Annotated in this window: 9 protein-coding genes; 8 read left to right on the plus strand and 1 reads right to left on the minus strand. The window is 73.0% G+C overall.

What is annotated here, in order from left to right:
* Positions 1 to 21 precede the first annotated feature (21 nt).
* The 7 genes from MXD95_RS22310 to MXD95_RS22340 all read left to right on the plus strand — a co-directional run bounded on the left by MXD95_RS22310 (position 22) and on the right by MXD95_RS22340 (position 15,444).
* Complete coding sequence (locus tag MXD95_RS22310) at positions 22 to 6,447, plus strand: non-ribosomal peptide synthetase (RefSeq protein ID WP_250642647.1); 6,426 nt, start codon at positions 22 to 24, stop codon at positions 6,445 to 6,447.
* Positions 6,448 to 6,484: 37 nt separating this feature from the next.
* Entirely contained in the window at positions 6,485 to 7,483 is a 999-nt protein-coding gene (locus tag MXD95_RS22315) for a YqcI/YcgG family protein (RefSeq protein ID WP_250642648.1), read from the plus strand.
* Positions 7,480 to 10,557 (plus strand): non-ribosomal peptide synthetase, encoded by a 3,078-nt coding sequence (locus MXD95_RS22320; protein ID WP_250642649.1) that lies wholly within the window; start codon positions 7,480 to 7,482, stop codon positions 10,555 to 10,557. The genes MXD95_RS22315 and MXD95_RS22320 overlap by 4 nt, the downstream gene beginning before the upstream one ends.
* A complete protein-coding gene (locus MXD95_RS22325; protein WP_250642650.1) occupies positions 10,554 to 11,984 on the plus strand; it encodes a cupin domain-containing protein in 1,431 nt (476 codons plus the stop codon). The genes MXD95_RS22320 and MXD95_RS22325 overlap by 4 nt, the downstream gene beginning before the upstream one ends.
* A 60-nt stretch (positions 11,985 to 12,044) precedes the next feature.
* Positions 12,045 to 13,631: an amino acid adenylation domain-containing protein gene (locus tag MXD95_RS22330; RefSeq protein ID WP_250642651.1), complete on the plus strand. Its 1,587-nt coding sequence runs from the start codon at positions 12,045 to 12,047 to the stop codon at positions 13,629 to 13,631.
* 86 nt (positions 13,632 to 13,717) lie between these two features.
* Entirely contained in the window at positions 13,718 to 14,713 is a 996-nt protein-coding gene (locus MXD95_RS22335) for an iron-siderophore ABC transporter substrate-binding protein (protein ID WP_250642652.1), read from the plus strand.
* 113 nt (positions 14,714 to 14,826) lie between these two features.
* Entirely contained in the window at positions 14,827 to 15,444 is a 618-nt protein-coding gene (locus MXD95_RS22340; protein WP_250642653.1) for a GNAT family N-acetyltransferase, read from the plus strand.
* On the opposite strand, the gene MXD95_RS22345 is transcribed toward MXD95_RS22340, so the two are convergent.
* Complete coding sequence (locus MXD95_RS22345) at positions 15,402 to 18,335, minus strand: nSTAND1 domain-containing NTPase (protein WP_250642654.1); 2,934 nt, start codon at positions 18,333 to 18,335, stop codon at positions 15,402 to 15,404. The genes MXD95_RS22340 and MXD95_RS22345 overlap by 43 nt on opposite strands.
* Positions 18,336 to 19,023: 688 nt before the next feature.
* Between MXD95_RS22345 and MXD95_RS22350 the strand changes: the two genes are divergently transcribed.
* Positions 19,024 to 20,406 (plus strand): pyridoxal phosphate-dependent decarboxylase family protein, encoded by a 1,383-nt coding sequence (locus tag MXD95_RS22350; protein ID WP_250642655.1) that lies wholly within the window; start codon positions 19,024 to 19,026, stop codon positions 20,404 to 20,406.
* The last annotated feature ends 151 nt before the right edge of the window (positions 20,407 to 20,557 follow it).

Here is a 20,557-nt window from a genome sequence, read left to right on the forward strand (position 1 = left end):
GGGGGGGGGGGGGGGGGGGGCGTGGACCGGGCGCTGGGGGGGGTGGGCGCGGCGCGGGGGGGGGGGGGGGGGGCGGGGGGCCGCCCCCCCCCCCCCGCGACGGCGGCCCGCCCGCCGCTGCGCGCGGCGCGACCCCGGCCGGAGCACATCCCGCTGTCCCCGGCGCAGCGCCGGCTGTGGCTGGTGGACCGGCTCGTCAACGGCACCGACGCCTACAACTACCCGCTGGTCCTGCGCCTGGCCGGCCGGATCGACCTCGCCGTGCTGCGGGCCGCCATCGCCGACCTCGTCGACCGGCACGAGGTACTGCGCACCGTCGTCGCCGCCGACGACGGCGTGCCCCACCAGCGCATCCTGGATCCGGCGGCCGCCGCGAGCCGCATCGAGGTCACGCTCGAGACAGTGACCTCAGCGGAGATCACCGCCGCGGCCGCGCGGCCGTTCGACCTGACCAACGAACCGCCGCTGCGGGTGCACGTTCTGCGCGAGCCGGACGCCGACGTGCTGCTCATGGTGCTGCATCACATGGCCACCGACGAGTGGTCCGACCGGCCGTTCCTGCTCGACCTGGACGCCGCCTACGCCGCCCGGCTCGCCGGGCGGGCTCCCGGCTTCGCGCCGCTGCCCGTCCAGTACGCCGACTACACGCTGTGGCAGCGCGACCTGCTCGGCGACCCGGCGGACCCGGACAGCGTCGCCGCCCGCCAACTCGCCTTCTGGCTGGACGCGCTGCGCGGTATGCCGGCGGAGATCGCCCTGCCGCTGGACCGGCCGCGCCCGGCGGTCCGCGACGGCGTGTCCGGCCGCGAGGCCCGGGTCCTGCCCACAGGCGTCACGGGCGGGCTGCGCGCGCTGTGCGCGGCGAGCGGCACCAGCATGTCGATGCTCGTGCACGCGGCGCTGGCCACCCTGCTGCACCGGCTCGGTGCCGGCGACGACATCCCGATCGGCGTGCCCGTCGCCGGACGGTCCGATCCGGCGCTCGACGGTCTCGTCGGGTTCTTCGTCAACACGCTGGTGATCCGCACGGATCTCGCCGACAACCCGACGTTCCGGGAGCTGCTGGCCCGCACCCGCCACAACGACCTGGCCGCCTTCGACCACGCCGATGTGCCGTTCGAGGACGTCGTCGCGGCCTGCCGCCCCCGGCGCACCCCCGGCGTCAACCCGCTGTTCCAGGTGATGGCCGGCTACCACCATCTGGGCGGCGACGACCGGGCCCTGTTCGGCCTGCCGGTGAGCTGGATCAACCCGGAGGCCGGCAGCGCCAAGTTCGACCTGGACGTGACGTTCATCGACCGCGCGGCCACCGGCGAGATCACCGCGCTCATCGAGTTCGCCGTCGATGTCCTGGACCCGGCCAGTGGCGCCCGCCTCGCCGACCGGCTCGTCCGGCTGCTCGCCGAGATCGTCCGGAATCCCGACCGCCCGGTCGGCCGGCTGGCGTTGGTCGACGACGACGAGCGCGCCGCCGCCCTGCGCTCCGCCGCCGGACCGCGCCGGGAGCCGGCCGGACCGGCGGTACCCGACCTGCTGGAGCGGGCGGTGGCCGCCCATCCCCACCGGGTCGCGCTGGTCACCGCGGCCGGCCGGCTGACGTTCACCGAGCTCGCGGGCGAGGTGGCGAGGGTAGCCGGTCTGCTCGCCGGGCGAGGGGTCGGTCCCGAGGCGGTCGTGGCGCTCGCCCTGCCCCGGGCACATATGGTTCCGGCGATCTTCGGAGTGCTGGCGGCGGGCGCGAGCTACCTGCCCCTCGACCCCGAGCAGCCGGCGCAGCGGCTGGCGTTCCTGCTCGCCGACGCCGCCCCGGCGGCCATCCTCACCACCCGGGAGTTCGCCACCCGCCTGCCGGACCTGGCCGACCTGCCGGACCTGGTCCTGCTCGATGCCCCCACGGCCCCGGCCCCCAGAACCCTGGCCCCCGCGTCGCACCGGCGACCCGAGCCGTCCAGCGCGGCCAGCGTGATCTACACCTCGGGGTCGACCGGTCGGCCCAAGGCGGTCGTCGGTACCCATCGCGGGCTGGTCAACCTGTTCGGCTCGCATGTCGTCGACCTCGTCGCCCCGGCCGAACGCGTCGCCGGGCCCGAGCGGGACGCGCTGCGAGTCCTGCACGCCGCCTCGTTCAGCTTCGACGGCTCCTGGGAGCCGCTGCTCTGGCTGCTCGCCGGGCACGAGGTGCACGTCGTCGACGAGCACACCGTCCGTGACTCCGCCGCGCTCGTCGCCCAGATCGAGGCGGCCCGCATCGACGTCCTCGACCTCACCCCGACCCACCTGCAGGAACTGATGAAGGACGGTTTCCTGCGCCCGGACGCGCACCGGCCCGGCGTCCTTCTCGTCGGCGGTGAGGCGACCCCGGCGCCGCTGTGGGAGCGGCTGTGCGCCATCCCCGGCCTGGCCGTGCACGACCTGTACGGCCCGACCGAGTACTCGGTGGACGCCTACGGCTGGCACAGCGACGCAGTCCCAGCGGCGCCGATCGCGAACACCAGCGCATACCTGCTGGACCCGGCGCTCGAGCCAGTCGCGGACGGGGTGCCCGGGGAGCTGTACCTGGCCGGACCGGGGCTGGCTCGCGGCTACCTCGGCCGGCCGGGCCTGAGCGCGGGCCGCTTCGTCGCCGACCCGTTCGGCCTACCGGGACAGCGGATGTACCGCACGGGCGACCGTGCCCTCCGCCGATCGGACGGCTCGCTCGCGTTCCTCGGCCGGGTGGACGACCAGATCAAACTGCGTGGATTCCGCGTCGAGCTCGGGGAGATCGAGCGAGCCCTGGCGGCGGCGCCGGGCGTCCGCCAGGCCGCGGTGTGCTTCCGCCCGGACGCCTCGCCCGCGTTGCAGCTCGTCGCATACGTCGTACCTGATCAGGCTGTGCCCGACGCTGTGCCCGCACCTGCCGCCGCGCTCGGGGAGGCGGTGCGGGCCTACGCGGGCGGTGTGCTGCCGGGCTACATGGTGCCGCAGGCGGTCGTCGTGGTGGACCGGCTGCCGCGGACCGTCAACGGCAAGCTGGACCGGGCCGCGCTGCCCGAGCCGGAGGCGCCCGTCACCGGCGGTGGCCGCCGGCCCCGGGACGTTCGCGAGGAGCTGCTTGCCGAGCGGTTCGCCGCCGTCCTCGGCCTGGAGCGGGCCGGCCTGGAGCGGGTTGGCGTGGACGACGACTTCTTCGCCCTCGGCGGCCACTCGCTGCTGGTGATGCGCCTGTGCGCGGCGATTCGTTCGACGTTCGGCGTGGAGATCACCCCCCGGGTGGTCTTCGAGGACCCGACCGTGGCCCGGCTCGCCCGGCGGATGGATGCCGCCGGGGCGGCCCGCCCGTCCGTCAGCCGCCGCGCCCGCCCGGACCAGCCGCCGCTGTCCCACGCGCAGCTGCGGCTGTGGGTCCTCGGCCAGGTCGAGGGGCCGAGCCCCACCTACAACATCCCGCTCACCTGGCGGCTGACCGGTCCCCTGGACCTCGATGCGCTGCGCGCCGCCGTGGACGACCTGGTCGCCCGGCACGAGGCGCTGCGCACCGTTTTTCCCGCTCCCGACGGCGAACCCATCCAGCGGATTGTTCCCCCGGCCGAGGCGGGTGTCTCCTTCGAGGTGATCGACTGGACGGCTGGCGCGGACCTCCTCGGCCGGGCCGCGGCCTACCCGTTCGACCTCGAACGGGAGGTGCCGGTGCGGGTCAGTGTCGTGCGCTGCTCGCCGACGCTGCACATCGCGCAGCTGCTTGTCCACCACATCGCCGCCGATGAGGGTTCCGACCTGCCGCTGTCGCGCGACCTGTCCGCCGCCTACCGGGCGCGGGCCGCCGGAGTGGCGCCGGACTGGGCGCCGCTGCCCGTCCAGTACGTCGACTACACGTTGTGGCAGCGCGGTCTGCTCGGCGACGAGTCCGATCCGGCGAGCCCCGCGGCCGCGTCCCGGCGGTTCTGGCGCGAGAGCCTCGCCGGCCTGCCCGTGGAGCTCGCGCTGCCCCTCGACCGGCCGCGTCCGGACGAACCGACCCATGCCGGCGGGATCGTCGAGACGTCGATCGGGCCCGACCTGGTGGCCGCGCTGCGGGCGCTCGGGCGGGACCACGACGCGAGCCTGTTCATGGTGCTGCGCTGCGCCGTCGCCGCCCTGCTGCACCGGATGGGGGCCGGTGACGACATCCCGATCGGCACCCCCGTCTCCGGGCGCGGTGACGCCGCTCTCGACGACCTGGTCGGGTTCTTCCTCAACACGCTGGTGCTGCGCACGGACCTGTCCGGCGACCCGTCGTTCGGCGCGCTGCTCGGCCGGGTCCGCCGCGGCGACCTGGCCGCCCTCGACCACCAGGACCTGCCGTTCGACCGGGTGGTGGACGCGGTCAACCCGCCCCGGCTGCTGGCCCGTCATCCGCTGTTCCAGGTGATGATCGTGTACCTGGCGGCGTCCGACGTCGTCGACGAGCTTGACCTCGGCGGGATCGTCGGGCGGCCGGAGCCGGTGCGCCGGGCCACCGCCAAGTTCGACCTGTCCTTCGACTTCGTCGAACGGCCCGGCGGCATGACCCTCGGCGTCGCCTACAGCGACGACCTGTTCGATCGTTCCACCGCCGAACGGATGGCGACCTGCCTGCGCCATCTGCTCGGCGCGATCGCCGCCGCGCCCGCGGCGCCGATCGCCGCGCTCGAGGTGACCGACGACGCCGGCCAGCCGGTCGTCTTCCCCAGCGGTCGGGCCGGCGGCACCGGGTTGGCCGGTGGGACAGTGGCGGTCGGCGGGCCGGGGCCCACGGCACGGCGCGCTCCCGCGAACGAGATCGAGTCGGCGCTGGCCACCGCGTTCGCCTCGGTGCTCGGTGCCGACGAGGTCGGCGTCGACGACGACTTCTTCGTCCTCGGCGGCGACAGCATCGTCGCGATGCGGCTGGTCACCCGCATCCGCGCCGCCGGATTCACCGTGACCCCGCGGCAGCTGTTCAACCACCGCACCCCCGCGACCCTGGCCACGGTCACCCGCCGCCGGGCCTCCCGGCCGGCCCGTTCCACGTCGAACGGCGCTTCCCGAGGCGTGCCGCCGACGCCGGCGTTGCAGTCCGCGCGGGCCCGGGGTGGCCGGATCGGGCAGCGGCTCGCGTTCGCCTCGTTCACCTCGCCGGTGCTGCTGCGCACGCCGGCGGAACTCGACCTCGACACCCTCGTCGCTGCCCTCGCCGCCGTCGTCGACCACCACGAGGTGCTGCGGGCCCGGCTGGTCCGTACGCCGGGAGCCGGCGCCGACGGCGGGCCGGCCTGGTCACTGACGATCGCACCACGCGGCGGCCTCGACGTGCGCGGCCTGGTCCGGCGGGTCGACGCGACCGAACTCGCCGCCGGTGACGGCTTCGGTAGCCGGCCTGGGCTCGCGATGCTGTCGGGGCTGGCCGTGGCCACCAACACCGAGATCGACCCGGACTCCGGCCAGATGCTGCGGGCCGTCTGGCTGGACGCGGGCGCGGACCGCCCCGGCCGGCTGCTGCTGATCGTCCACCACGCGCTGATCGACGGCGTGTCCTGGTCGGTCATGCTCGAGGACCTCGCCGCCGCGGCCGGCACGGTGCGGGCCGGCGGGTCGCCGGACCTGATGCCCGTTGCGGTCCCGTTCGCCGACTGGGCCCGTCGCCTCGACGACCGCGCCCGTGACCCGCGGACGGACGCGCGGCTGCCGTTCTGGGCGGATCTGCTGTCCCGCGCGGCCCCCGCTCGTTGGGCCGGCGGCGGTCCGTCGGAGCCGGAGTCGGCGGGCCCGACGACGGTGACGGTGAGTGTGCCGCCCCAGCGGGCCGCGGCGCTGCTGTCGACGGTGCCCGCCGCGTTCGGCATCGGCGTGGACGAGCTGCTGCTCGCGGCGCTGTCGCTGGCCACCGCCGAGACGCTCGGCGCGGACGCCCGGCTGCTGGTCGCGATGCAGTCGCACGGACGCCAGGAACACATCGTCGACGACCAGGATCTGTCCCGCACCGTCGGCTGGCTCGCCGAGATCTACCCGTTCCTGCTTGAACCGCCCGCGAACCTCGCGCAGCCGCGGAACGGGGCGGTGGACTCGGCAGTCGCCCGGGTGCGGGCGCTCATGGCGCGGATTCCCGACGGCGGAACCGACTACAGCATGCTGCGCTTCCTCAACCCCCGCACCGCGCCCACGCTCGCGGCCGGCCCGTCGCCCGCGATCTACCTGAACTACGTGGGACGGCTGACCCGCGGCCAGATCACCGACTGGTCGGTCGCGGCGGAGGACGAGGTCCTGTTCGCGGACTGGAACGAGGACCAGCCCGACCCGTTCCCACTGAGCGTCATCGTACGGGTTCTCGACGGCCCGGATGGTCCCGAGCTCACCGCGCGGTGGACCACCGGGGTCGACGCGCCGCCGGCCACCGCCGTGCGGGACCTGGCCGCCGCCTGGGAACGGGCCCTGGCCGCCCTGGCCGACCGCGCCGCCGAACTCACCTGACCAGCCCAGCCCCCGACGAGCCCGAAGAGAGAGACCAGTGACCGATTCCCATCGCGAGGCCGTCCAGGATCTGACGCTCGGCCCGTTGCCGGCCTGGGGCACGGGCTGCGTCCAGACCATGATGGACACGCTGACGTCCACCGAGGAGCCGTTCCCCTGTGTGTTCGCCGTGGCGGCGGCGAACCGTGGCGGCCTGCGCTTCGGCTTCGTCGACGACCTGGACGACCGGCGGACGTGGCCCGTCCTGCCGGACATCCTCGCCACCTATCTGTCCGTCTACCAGGAGATCTCCCGCAACACCTCGCTGGTCGTCTTCTTCAGTTCCGGCCAGCAGGCCGACGTCATCGCCTACGAACAGCGCTTCTGGTCGCTGCTGCAGTACCTGCATGACGGGGACGGCGAGCCCTGGCCGTCGGACATCCCGACCGAGACCGACGATCCCGGCTGGGAGTTCAGCTTCCGCGGTACTCCCATCTTCGTCGTCTGCAACACCCCGGCCCACCAGCGGCTGCGCAGCCGTAGCAGCCCCGTCTTCACCATCACCTTCCAGCCGCGCTGGGTCTTCGAGGGGCTCGAGCCCTACACCCCGCGCGGTGCGGCCGCCCGCAGGACGATCCGCGAGCGCCTGCGCCGGATGGACGAGGTCGACTCGACTCCGCTGCTCGGCTCCTTCGGTGACCCGGCGAACCGGGAGTGGAAGCAGTACTTCCTGCGCGACGACGCGACGGTCGCCGACGGCTGCCCCTTCCTCGCCGACCGCGCCCGCTCCCGCGCCGTGGCGGGCGTGCCGGCCGGATCCGAGCTGTTCAAGGTGGTCGTCAACGCCGAGGAGCAGTATTCGGTGTGGCCGGCGGGGCGGCGCAACGCGCTCGGCTGGTTCGACACGTCCGTCGTCGGGACGCGCGAGCAGTGCCTGGACAGCATCGCGTCGACCTGGTCCGACCTGCGGCCGCGCAGCCTGCGGCGCCGGATGGGCCGGACGCGCCCGCCAGTGGCGTCGGGTGCTGACGTCGAGCGTGCGGCGGTCTCGCTGTGAACCGCGGGGAAGCCGTGCCGCTGTCGTCCGCGCAGCGTCGGTTCTGGTTTCTGCACCGGCTCGATCCGGCCGGCCACGCCCAGCATCTCTGCCTCGGGCTGCACCTGACCGGTCCGCTCGACGTCGTCGCGCTGAGCGCCGCCCTGCACGACGTCGTCGACCGGCACGAGATCCTGCGCACCGTCTACCCGGCGGACGCGGCCGGCGAGCCGACGGTGGTCGCCCTCACCCGGCTCGGGGTCGACCTGCTGACGGTCACCATTCGCGACCTGTCCGTCGAGCTGCGCGACGCGGCCGGCGACGCCACCGCACCGATCGACGCCTTCGACCTCATCGACCCGGCCGACGAGGGGGCGTTGCGGGCGGCGGTGGTGGCGTTCGGGCAGGAACCGATCGAGATCACCGACGAGATCCCGCTGCGCGCCCAGCTCGTCCGGGTCGGTCCGGGTGACCATGTGCTGCAGCTGGTCCTCGCCCGCATCGCCGGGGACGAGTCCGGCTGGGAGGTCCTGCTCGCCGATCTCGCCGCTGGCTACGAGGCGCGTTGCCAGGCCCGCCGGGCCGAGCTCGGCCCGCCGCCAGCCCAGTACGTCGACCATGCCCGGCGGGCCGCCACCGCCGAGCGGCGGCTGGAGATCGCCGGTCAGCTCGCCTGGTGGCGCGAGGAGCTCACCCCGCCACCGCCGCCGCTGACCCCCGCCCTCGCCGGCGCGGCGGCGACGCCCACCGTCGGCCGTCCGAGCGGGCAGCACCGGATCACCCTGACCCCGCGGGTCAGCCGCGGGCTGCGCGACCTGGCCGCCGCCCACGAAAGCAGCCTGCCCGATGTGCTGTTCGCCGCCGGGATCGTCCTGCTGCACCGGTGCACCGGCCAGGCGGACATCGCGGTCGCCGCCTGCGTGCCCGGACGCGACCGGTCCGGGTTCACCGGGGTCGCCGGCAACTTCGACAACCTCGTGGTGCTGCGCGTCCGGGCGGACGCCCACCAGACGTTCGGAGCGCTGCTCGACGCGGTCCGCGAGCGTGCCCGGGCGGCCCGGGACCACGGGGACGCGCCGTTCGACGAGGTCGTGCGCGCCGTGCGCGCCGGGCTCGGCCAGGGCCGGCCCTCCCGGGGCGCGGCGGCGGGCGGCGGGCTGGTCGACGTCCTGGTCCACTACCAGACCCCGCTGCCCCGCGACATCACCCTCGCGGGTCTGCGGGCCGAGCCGCTGCGGCTGGGTACCGGTGGCGGCGGCGGGCTGCCGCTCGCCCTGCTCGCCGAGGACGACGGCGGCACCATCACGGTGAGCGCCGTCGTCGACACCGGCGTGTTCACCGCCGCCGACGCGCAGCGGTTCGCCGGACGGCTCGCCCGGCTGTGCGAGCAGCTCGGCGCCGACGCCATCCTCGGCGAGCTCGACCCGATGACCGCCGCCGAACGCCACCTCGTCGTCGACGACTGGCCGAGCGGGCGGGTGGAGCCCCTGGTCGACCGTTGTCTGACCGACCTCGTCGCCGACCAGACCCGCCGCACCCCGGGCGCCGCCGCCGTCGTCGCCGCGGGTAGCCGCGTCACGCTCACCTATGCCGACCTCGAACGGCGGGCCGACGCGGTGGCCGAGGCGCTGCGGGCGGCCGGGGTCGGTCCGGAGGTCACCGTCGGTGTGTGCGTGCCGCGGTCGGCCGCCCTGATCGTCGCGCTGCTTGGCGTCCTGCGGGCCGGTGGGGCCTTCGTCCCGCTGGAACCATCCTGGCCGGCGCGCCGGATCGCCACGGTCGCCGAGGGCGCCGGGATCACCGCCATCGTCGCCGCGCAGGGAGTCACCCTGCCCATCGCGGCGGTGCCGGGCCTGCGGCTCGACCTCGCCGGACGACTCGTTCCGGCGGCCGCGGACACGGTTCCGCGGAACACCATGATCGCCGATTCCGCCGCCGCCGGGCCGGAGGTCGATCTGGAGAATCTGGCGTACGTCACCTTCACCTCGGGGTCCACCGGTGAGCCGAAGGGGGTGATGATCCGGCATCAGGCGATCTGCAACCGACTGCGCTGGCAGGTCGACCTGCTGCGGCTGACCGGCGACGACGTCGTGCTGCACCGGGCGCCGCTCGGGCTCGACATCTCGATCAACGAGATCTTCCTACCGCTGGTCGCCGGGGCCCGGCTCGTCGTCGCACCGCCGGGGGTCGAGGGCGACCCGGGGGCACTGCTGGAGATTATTCGCGAGCACTCGGTTACGTTCTGCTATGTCGCGACGTCCATGCTCGAGGCGATGCTCGACCATCCGGCGGCGCCGACGGCGGGACGGTCGCTGCGCTACGTCTGGTGCGGCGGCGAGACGATGGGGGACGAGCTCTACCGGCGCTTCCGCGAGCAGTGGAACGCGTGGATGTTCCACGGGTACGGGCCGGCCGAGGCGACGATCGGCGTGTCCCACCGGGTGTTCGAGCCGGCGACGGCCGCCGCCCACGTGACGATCGGCCGGCCGAACCCGAACACCCAGCTGCGGGTGCTCGACGCCGAGTACAACCCGGTGCCGGTCGGCACGGTCGGTGAACTGTTCGTCAGCGGGCTGCCACTGGCTCGCGGCTACCTGGGCGACCCGCGCCGTACCGCGGATCGCTTCGTTCCCGACCCGTTCAGCCCGCGGGCCGGCAGCCGGATGTACGCCACCGGCGACCTGGCCCGGTTCCGCACCGACGGGGAGATCGAGTTCCTCGGCCCGCGGGAATGGCTCGGGCGGTGGCTGCCCCGGCACATGGTGCCGGATGTGTTCGTGGCCGCCGCGGGCCTGCCGTCGACGTCGAGCACCCCCGCCGAGCACGTCGAGCCGGCCCCCGGCCTCCAGCGGCAGATCGCCGACGCCTGGTCGGAGGTCCTCGGCGGCACGCGGGTCGGCGCTCGGGACGACTTCTTCGTCCTCGGCGGCCACTCGCTGCTGCTCGGGCAGGTCCAGACCCGCCTCGGCCGCGAGCTCGGCCATCGCGTCGCGCTCGCCGACCTGTACGCGCACAGCACCGTCGAGGATCTCGCCCGCCGCCTGGGCGCCCACAACCACTCCAGCGGGAACACCAGCGGGAAGAGGAGCCGATGACTGACAGCCTGGCCGCCCAGGTGATCGACGCCCAGCACGGGCCCGGAGCGCACGCGCTGGTGCGGGCGTTCGCGGCGAACCCGGCGTTCCGGGCGGCCGAGTGGAAGGAACTGACCACCGAGGACGATCCGTACCGGCGGCCCGTCCGCCCGGCCGACCTCGGCTGGCTGGACTACGGCGAGCCGCTGCGCGGCGACCAGATGCTGAAGCTGTCCGGCCTGCTCGGCCACCGGATGCTGCGCAACATCTACGACGCGGACCTGCTCCACCTGCCGGTGGGGGGCACCACCGGGAGCACCGGGAGCATCAGCAAGGCCGCCGAGCGGGACGCCGCCGACTTCTACAGCGCGGACAACCGGCTGCGCGGGGCGCTGGCCCGGCCGGTGCTCGAGCGGCACCTGTTCTCGTTCCTCGCCGGGCAGCGGCCGGGACTCGCGTCGACCAGCCTCGAGGCGGTCCGCGCCGAGCTGCACGGCCTGTGGGAGGCCCGCCGGGACCACCCGGGGGACGCGTTCGTCGCGCTGCGCGGCACCCGGGACCGGCGGGAGGCGACGACGTTCGCGCTGCTACAACTGTCGGCCTACCTGCCGGCGGCGCGCACCGCCGCCGCCCGCGCGGCCCTGGGCGAGTATGACCTCACCCAACCACGCGCCCGGGCGGTGCTGTTCGACGACTACCAACGCTGGGTCACCGACGGCCCGGCGTGGGCGGCGCTGCTCGGCGCGGCCGGGCTCACCGCCACGGTCGGCGCCTACTGGCAGCTCTACCTGAACACCGCACTCGCCCGTGGCAACCACCTGCACCAGCTGTCCCGCGCGCCCGAACGACACGCCGAGCTGCTCGGCGCGTACGTCCACCAGCGCATCGACGACGCGGCCGTCGCCGGCGGGTGGGCGGACGCGGTGGCGCAGGCCTTCGACGTCCGCCCGGCCCTGTTCGCCGGGGCTGCCGGTCCCGGGGCGCTGGACGAGCTGGTGGACGTGCTGCTCGCGCCGCTGGTCGCGGTGTGGGGCGAGGACGCGCTGCACGCCTTCCACGCCGGGTTCGTCGATGCCGCTCACCTCGCCCGCCGCCACGACCGGGACCTCGCCGAGCAGCTCGTCTGGGCGGACGCGATCGACGAGCACAAGGCCAAGGCCGAGGCCATCAACGCCTACCTGACCGAGGAACGGATCGAGGTCGACCTGGACACGTTCGTGGAGTCCTGCGACGAGACGTCGACGACACACGTCCACGACGAGCACCGCCTGGTGATGATCGAGTCGGGGGACATGCACTTCTGGAACAACGTCACCCACAAGATCTCGCTCAGGGATGGCGACAAGATCCTGATCCCCAAGTCGCGTCTGCATGGCTCGACCGTGCTGTCCGGGTCATGCACCTACCACCAGCCGATCATCCCGGACGAGATGTACGCCAGGTTCTGAGCCGTTGCATAGGTAAACCTTACTTGCTAACCTGCACATCGGCACTGGGAGTAAATGGAAATGGCTGTGCAGCCGGCGACACTCGCCTCCTGGAACGACACCAGCGAGCCGCGGTCCACCACGACCGTCGCCGAGATGTTCACCACCCGGGTGCGGCTCGGCTCCCACGCCCCGGCCCTGGTCGCGCCCGCGTTGGCCGGGGATCCCGTATCGGCCGGGAATAAGGTGCGGCTCACCTACGCCGAGCTCGGGGCGCACGTGTTCCAGCTCGCCCGCGCGTTGCGGGACCGAGGCCTGCGCCCCGAGGACGTCGTCGGGATTCGCCTGGCCCGTTCGGCGGAGATGGTCGTCGCGGTGCTCGCGGCCATGGTGGTCGGGGGGGCGTTCGTCCCCGTCGACCCGGCCTGGCCCGAGCAGCGCCGCCGACGGGTCCTCGCCGACGCGCGGGCCCGCCTGGTCATCACGGGGGCGCCGCCGGCCAGCTCAGCGGATGGGGTGCCGGCGGTGGGCGTGGACCTCACCGCCTGGGCGTTCGGCACCTGGTCGGCCGAGCCGCTGGACCTGTCGATCCCGGGCGACGGGCTCGCCTACATCATGTTCACCTCCGGGTCGACCGGGGCGCCCAAGGGCGCGATGATCCGCCAGGACGCGATCGCCGAGCGGCTGCGCTGGCAGGTCGAGGACCTGTTCGGCTTCGGCGCCGACGACGCGGCGCTGTTCAAGGCTCCGCTGTCGTTCGACATCTCGATCAACGAGATCCTGCTGCCGCTGGTCAGTGGCGGACGGCTCGTCGTCGCCGAGCCCGAGGGCGAGCTCGATCCTGGCTACCTGCTCGACCTGATCGCCGACGAGCAGGTCACCTTCGTCTATCTCGTGTCCTCCATGCTGGACATCCTGCTCGAGGCCGCGGCGGGCACGTCCGATCTGGACTCGCTGCGCCACGTCTGGTGCGGCGGTGAGGTGCTGACGCCGGCGCTGTTCGCCCGCTTCCGCGAGCAGCTCGGCACCGCGCTCTACCACGGGTACGGCCCGGCCGAGACGACGATCGGCGTCTCGCACGTCATCTATCGGGACGACGACGCCCGCCTCGCCGCGTCCATCGGCCGGCCGAACCCGCACACCCAGCTGCACGTCCTGGACGACACCTTGGCGCTCGTGCCGGATGGCGAGGTCGGTGAGCTCTATGTGGCCGGATTCCTGCTCGGCCGTGGCTATGCCCACAACGGCGGGCTGACCGCGGCCCGGTTCGTCGCGAACCCGTTCAGCGGCGGCGGCAACCGGATGTACCGGACGGGGGATCTTGCCCGCTGGAACAGCCAGGGATGGCTGGAGTTCGTGGGCCGGGCCGACAACCAGGTGAAGATCCGCGGGATGCGTCTCGAGCTCGAGGAGGTCGAGGCGACGCTCGCCACCCATCCACGGGTGCGGCGCGCGGCGGTCGTGCTCTCCCGGGACGGTGCCGCCCCTCGGCTGCTCGCCTTCATCGTCGCCGACGGGGCCGCCGCGGACCTGCTGGTCGGTGACCTGCTGGCGCACTGCGGCGAGCGGCTGCCCGAGTTCATGGTGCCGAGCACTGTCACGGTCCTCGACACGCTGCCCGTCACGCCCGGTGGCAAGGTCGACCGCCGCGCGTTGACTCCGCCCTGAGCGGCGCATGCCGCACCTCAGGTGATGACCCGCAGACCGGCGACCGCGGTCCTCGCGTTCGCGACCGATAAGGAAACGAGACAGTAGTGCGAAAGAGACGGAAACTCCTGGCCGCGTTGGGTATGGCGATCGCGGCCCTGGTCGTCGCGGCCGGCTGCGGCAGCAGCGGCAGCGATGGCGATAGCGGCGGCGGGGCGACAGCGTCGGCGGGCACTGCGCAGGGCAGCTTCCCGGTCACCCTGAAGAACAAGTTCGGCACCACGGTCATCACGTCGCAGCCCAAGCGGATCATCGCGCTGAGCTTCGAGGAGGACACTCTCGCCACGCTTGGCATCACGCCCATCGCCTACGCGAAGGACGAGTACGGCGCGGACGCGGACCTGCCCTGGCTGAAGGGCAAGCTCGACCTGTCGAAGAGCACCCCGCTGGCGACCAGCGGCGACCTGAACCTCGAGAAGATCGCCTCCCTGCACCCCGACCTGATCCTGGCGACCAACTTCTACAGTCTGGCGGACTACTACGACCGACTGTCCAAGATCGCTCCTGTCGTCGGCTACACCGAGGACGCGGGTATCGCCACCTGGCAGGAGAACAGCCTGCTCATCGGCAAGGCCGTCGGCCGGGAGGCCGACGCGCAGAAGGCGATCGACGCCACCCAGAAGGTCATCAACGGAGTGAAGACCGATCTGCCGGGTATCGCCGGCAAGACGTTCGCCTACGCGTACTACTACGAGCCCGGCGGTCTCGCGGTCATCGACGACCCGAAGACCGTTTCGGTCCAGCTGTACACCGACCTCGGGATGAAGATCTCCCCGTCGGTGACGGCGAACGTCAAGGACCGGTCGCTCAGCATGGAGAAAATCGGTGCTCTTGACGCCGACTTCCTGCTCATCGGTTACGCCACGCCGGCGCTGAAAACCGAGATGAACGCCAACAAGCTGTTCACGGATATTCCCGCCGTCAAGGCCGGCCGGGTTCTGCAGGTCGACGCCTTCACCGCCGGGGTGGTCAACAACCCGACCATCCTGAACATCCCGTGGCAGCTAGACCAGCTCAAGCCGACGCTGACCAAGGTCGCCTGAAAGTCACATCGGCAGCTCGCGCGGCGCGTGCCGCCACCGCCGCGCGCCGCGCGAGCCGATTTTTCTACCCGTAGGTCCTTCCCGACCGGGGCGGACGGGCGGACCATCGTTTCATGACACTGACGTACGGGGTGCCCGGCCGTATCGACATACCCACCGTCCTCACCTCGCGGCTGGTTCTGCGCGGATGGCGGCCCGAGGACCTCCCGCCGTACGCGGCGATGAACGCCGACCCGGAGACGATGCGTTATCTCGACGGCCCGTTCGGGATGGATGGCACCGAGCGTCTTGTCACCCATCTCATCGGCATGTGGGTGCTGCGCGGCCACGGCATGTGGGCGGTGGAGGAACGTGGCAGCGGCGAGTTCCTCGGCCGGGCCGGCTCATATGTCGCCGAGGGCTGGCCGGGCATCGAGGTCGCGGTGTCTATCCGTCGAGACCACTGGGGGCACGGTCTGGGCACCGAGGCGATCCGCGCATCGCTGGAGTTCGGTTTCGAACGGCTGGCGGTGGACGAGCTCATCACCTCGACGCACCGGGACAACGTCGGTATGAACGCCATCGCGCGTCGGCTCGGGATGAGCTACCGGGGCGTCGCCGACGTGGGCCCCTGGCGGGCCAGTAACGTCTACGCGATCACTCGCGAGGCGTGGCAGGCCCGCCGCGTCGCATTACTGCACTTTCATTCTTACGGTGAGCAGATGTCACGAAAACGAACTCCCGGCAGGTAGTACCGCCACGACGACCCGTCCAGGCCGCCGCCGGCGACCACGCAGGCGTAGGACACGATCGTTCCCTCGGTGAACTTTTCGGCCGCGGTGAGATTCCACAGGCGGATGGTCCCGTCATTGGCGCCGGAGGCCAGGATCGTCCCGTCCGGCGAGAAAGCCAGCGAGAGCGGCGAGAGGGTGTGCCCGGCCAACGGCATCCCGAGGGCCGTGAGCGCCGGCCACGGGGCCGAACTGCTCCCAGGGCCGCGCCGGTGACCGAGCGAGGCCGGGTCCGTCGCCCACAGCCGCACCCCGCGGCCCGCATCGACGCTGGCCAGGATATTTCCGTCGGGGGAGATCGCCAGCGCCCGGACGGCACCGGTGTCGGTACTGGCATGGGCGTAGACCACCGGCGGCTGCCCACAGCACGTGGTGACGGTGAGCTCGCCGGCCGCCGGCCCCGGCGATCCGTCGCCGCGTAGGGCCGGGCCAGCCTGGCCGCGGGCGACCACCTGAAATCGTCCGTCCCTGGAACGGACCAGCAGCGGGCTGCCGGCCTCGCTGGCCGCGGCGTCCGGCGTCCCGACCGGCGTGGAACCGGGGCGGTCCGGCTCGAGCCGCGGGCGCTCCGGCACGGTCAGGTCCCAGGTCAGGTGGTTGTTCGCCGTGTCGGAGGCGGTCAGGGTCTTTGCGTCGTCCGTGAGTGTGACGGAGCTGACCGGCCCGTGCAGCCCGGTCAGCGGGGCGCCGAGCGTGCTGGTCTCCCCGGAGCGAGCGATCTTCCAGAGCTGCGCCCGCGCGTCTGCCTCGCCGGCGGCGAGCAGGAGCGAACCGTCGGCCCGGCGGGCCAACGCCAGGGCTCCCACCGGTGCGCCGATGTTGAGGACACCGGTCGGTTCGGTGGCGAGGTCCTGCAGGAGGCTGTCCTCGCTGGCCTGGCCGGGGTCGATGGTCGCGGCGGCGAGGCCCAGCCGCAGCGCCTTGATCCGGTCGGTGCCCCGGGTGTCCCCAGCGGCGGCCAGCAGCGAGCGCGCCAGGGTCGCGATCCGCGCCTGGTCGGCGTCATGTTGGGCGCTGCGCGCGATCACGCCCAGAACGAGCGCCGCGACCAGCAGCGTCGACAGGAGCACGACCACGCCGCGCCGGCGCAATCGGGCCCGGCGGGCGATGGTGTCGGCCCGTTGGCCGCAGGCGTCGAGGAAGTGGCGGCCGGCCTGGTTGAGGTTGACGAGCGGTCGGTGGCCCTTGCGGAACCTGTCCCGCGAGCCCCACAGAACCCTGATGGCCGCGGCGAGCTGGTCGGCGTCCCACAGCGGCCCACCGCGGCCCCAGGCGGCCGCGGCCCGCTCGACCTGGCCCTCGGTGAACAGCACCGCCTCCCGCTCGCGGATCACCGAGTCCAACGGTGCCCACTCCGTCAGCAGTGCCTCGTGAACGACGCCGACCGCCCTGGCACCCAGACCCTCGCCGGGGGTCGAGAGCAGCCGCTGCTCGACGAACACCCCGAACGCCAGACGGAGCGCGTCGGTGGACAGCTCGTCGAAGTCGACGCGCCGCCGGGTGCGCCGGCCCACCTCGTCGATCGTGGCGAGCTCCGCCATGCTGGCGAGGATCTCCTCCCGGGACAGCCGGGCTTCGGTCACCGCCTCCTCGAGCACCGCATCGGCGCGACGGGCCAGCGCGCCGCGTACGCCGCCGAGATCCTCGTAGCGCTGCCGGGAGAGCCGGTCGCCGCGGGACAGGCCCTGGGCCAGTTCGTCCAGGGTGAAAGCCAGCAGCGGCAGCGCCTCGCCGCCCTCGGTGTCCTCCACCATCCGGGCGACCAGCTCCGGGTCCACCCGCAGCCCCGCGACCCGGGCCGGCTCCGTGATCACTACACTGAGCATCTCGCGGGACAGCGGGCGCAGCGGGAACGCGTGCAGGTTGGCGCTCTGCAGCTCCGGTATGGCGAACCACTGGTCCTGGAACTCCGAGCGCACCGCCACCACCACCCGCAGCGGCCCGGCGAGTCCCGCGGCCAGCACCGCGGCGAACCGGGTCCGTTCCTCGGGCGGGGTTCGGGTGAACAGCTCCTCGCCCTGGTCCACCACGACCAGCAGCCGAAGCCGGGCCGGCCCCGGCCCGGCTTCCAGGAGCTCCTCGGTGATCGAGAGCAGCGCCCCGGGGTCCTCCCGTAGCCGCTGGTCGAGCCCAGCGACCGTCCACGGCAGGCCGACGGAATCGGCGACGTTCGCCAGCGTCAGCGCCAGCTTGCGGATCGGGTCCCGTCCCGGCACGAACGGTTCCGCCACCAGCCAGCCCGGCTCCTCGGTGAAACGCGCGGTGAGCCCTGCACTGACCAGCGAGGACTTGCCGCACCCGGACCCGCCGACGACCAGCAGCAACCGCCGGTCGGACAGCGCCCGCAGGCGGTGCGCGAGCCGGCGCAGCTCGTCGTCCCGGCCGAAGAACACCCGCGCCATGTCCCGGCGGAACGGTTGCAGCCCCGGGAACGGCGACCGGTTCCACGTCGCCCGGCCGCCGTTCTTGTCCTCGCGTCGCAGTACCGCGTCGAGATCGCCGGCCCACTGCGCGTTCTCGTCGGCCGAGGCGTACTGCCGGTCCTCCAGCAGCGGTGAGGACACCCCCGGCTGCGCGCGCAGCGGCACCAGCATGCTGCCGACCTCGTGCGCGATCCCAATCTCATACGCGCACCACGGCGAGGCGTTGTACGCCTCGGTGACCACGCAGACGACCGCGTCCGCCGCGCGAAGTTCCTGGTGCAGGCGTTCCTTCCACAGGTCACCCGGTGGGATTCCCTCCCGGATGTTGCGCGCCAGAAATACCTGGTGCTTGTATGTGGCCAGTGCCCGGTGGACCTCGTCGGCCAACTCCCCGTCGGAGCTGGCGTGGCTGACGAAGATACGCGCCACTACACATCTCCAGTATTCGCGGTCTCCAGGAATCGTGAAAATATGGCCTTCCGCCGCCAGTTTACGGCCGGCCTGACCGGCCGGAGCTGGGTCGGTCGTTTGCTCATCCGGGGTGGGCAGGCGGTTTTTCGGTGAACGAATAATGTCGGCACGCTGAACCGAATATGAAGGAGGCGGGGGGATTTCGAGATCTGGCCCTCCGGGTCGGTCGCCGGATCGAGCCGCCGCGCGGGACGGGCCGGGGGTCCCCGGCGCGGCACACCGGAGGATCCTCGCCCGCCCACGTCGTGATCGAGGAACGGACGAAAACGTCATCTGAACGACACCATGCACGCGGATTGCCCGCTACACGAGCACCTGTCCCCCTTGGGAGCGGGGGCGTGGCCGAATGTCGGCGGTCCGGCTGCGCGCCCGGCCGCGGTTCGTGGCATGCTCGGAATCCGGCGACGCGGGCTTGGCCCCGGCGTCGCCTTGGCCGAATTGCCGCTGTGGCTGTCCTGGGTCCTCATCGTGGAGGTTCGTTGTGAAGCGTGTCGGTGCGATCGTTCTGCTGGTTGCGTTCGTGGGAGGCGGTTTCCTCTTCCGGCGGCAGCGCGGCAAGCAGAGCGCGTAGTCGCGTCCCGCGGCGAACGGCGGGTACTGCCGTCGGTCGCGCGGGTTGTGCGGCGCGAGACAGGGCGGTTCGTCCGTGCACAGGTTTGACGCCGATACAGCTGATCTGCTGCGGGCGGTCTTCGAGGTCACCCGGCTGCGGCTCGGGTTCGACCAGGTGCCGTTGGACGGCCCGGTCAGCCCGGCGGAGCTGTCGGCTCGCGCCGGCCAGACGATCACCGTCGGCGGCCTTGGTGGTCGGCGCGTGCTGGACCTGTTCGACGAGGTCCTGGCGCGAGCCTGCGTCTCAGCCGACCATCCGCGCAACCTCGCCTTCATCCCGGCCGCTCCGACCAAGTCCTCGGTGCTGTTCGACCTGCTGGTCGGCGCGTCGTCCATCTACGGCGGAAGCTGGATGGAAGGCGCCGGCGCGGTGCATGCCGAGAACGAGGCGCTGCGCTGGCTCGCGGATCTCGCCGGCCTGCCAGCCTCAGCCGGCGGGGTGTTCGTCCCCGGCGGTACGGTCGGGAACCTCTCGGCGCTGGTCGCGGCCCGGCACGCCGCCCAGGCGCGGCTGACCGCGGCTGGGCGCCCGATGCCGCCGCGGTGGCGGTTCGTCTGCGGCGACGAGGCGCACTCATCGCTCTACCAGGCCGCCGTCGTCCTCGACGCCGAGATCGTCCCCATCCCGTCGAGCCCGGACGGCCGCCTGACCGGCCCCCTGCTCGCCGCTGCCCTGGCACGCCTGGCCCCGACGGGCGACGCCGCCGAGTTCGGGGTGTTCGCGGTGGTAGCGACGGCGGGGACGACCCAGTTCGGCATCGTGGACGACATCCGGGGCATCGTCGAGGCCGCCCGACGGCACGAGCTCTGGGTGCACGCCGACGGCGCGTATGGTCTCGCGGCGCTGGCCGCACCGTCCGCGCGCCCGAGGTTCGACGGGATCGCCGAGGTCGACTCGTTCATCGTCGACCCGCACAAGTGGTTGTTCGCCCCGTTCGACGCCTGCGCTCTGCTCTACCGCGACCCTGCCCAGGGGCTGGCCGCACACGGTCCGCAGCGCGCCGGCTATCTCGAGGTGCTCGACTCGGCGACCAACTGGAACCCGTCCGACTACGCCATCGGCCTGTCCCGGCGTGCCCGCGGCCTGCCGTTCTGGTTCTCGCTGGCCACCCATGGCACCCAGGCCTACGCCGACGCGATCGAGACCACCCTGGCCACCACCCGGGCGGCCGCCGCGCAGATCACCGCCCGGCCCGAGCTCGACCTCGTTCGGGAACCGGAACTATCTGTCGTGGTGTTCCGCCGTCGCGGCTGGACGGAGGCCGACTACCACCGCTGGAGCGAGGGCCTGCTCCGCGCCGGCTTCGCGTTCGTCCCCCCGACCTGCATCGATGGCGAGACCGTTGCCCGCTTCGCCATCGTCAACCCCCGCACCACCCCCGACGACATCGGCGCCATCCTGTCGACGATGCTCTGAGGATGCTCTGAGGATGCTCTGAGCGCGCCGGGGCCGTCCCTCGCCGCCGGCTGCCCTCGATCGCCGTTGATCGTGGCTGGTCGACCGGATGCCGGCGTCGCTCCCACGCCTGGCATCCCGGGGACGGCGCCCGGTGCGCCGGTTACCCGTG

The sequence above is a fragment of the Frankia sp. AiPa1 genome (assembly GCF_023243075.1).
In the GTDB taxonomy this organism is placed as follows: Bacteria; Actinomycetota; Actinomycetes; order Frankiales; family Frankiaceae; genus Frankia.

What these genes read in the sequence shown, in the direction of transcription:
- MXD95_RS22325 (WP_250642650.1), top strand. Translation starts at nt 10,554, where the DNA reads ATGACTGACAGCCTGGCCGCCCAGGTGATCGACGCCCAGCACGGGCCC.
- MXD95_RS22340 (WP_250642653.1), top strand. Translation starts at nt 14,827, where the DNA reads ATGACACTGACGTACGGGGTGCCCGGCCGTATCGACATACCCACCGTC.
- MXD95_RS22330 (WP_250642651.1), top strand. Translation starts at nt 12,045, where the DNA reads ATGGCTGTGCAGCCGGCGACACTCGCCTCCTGGAACGACACCAGCGAG.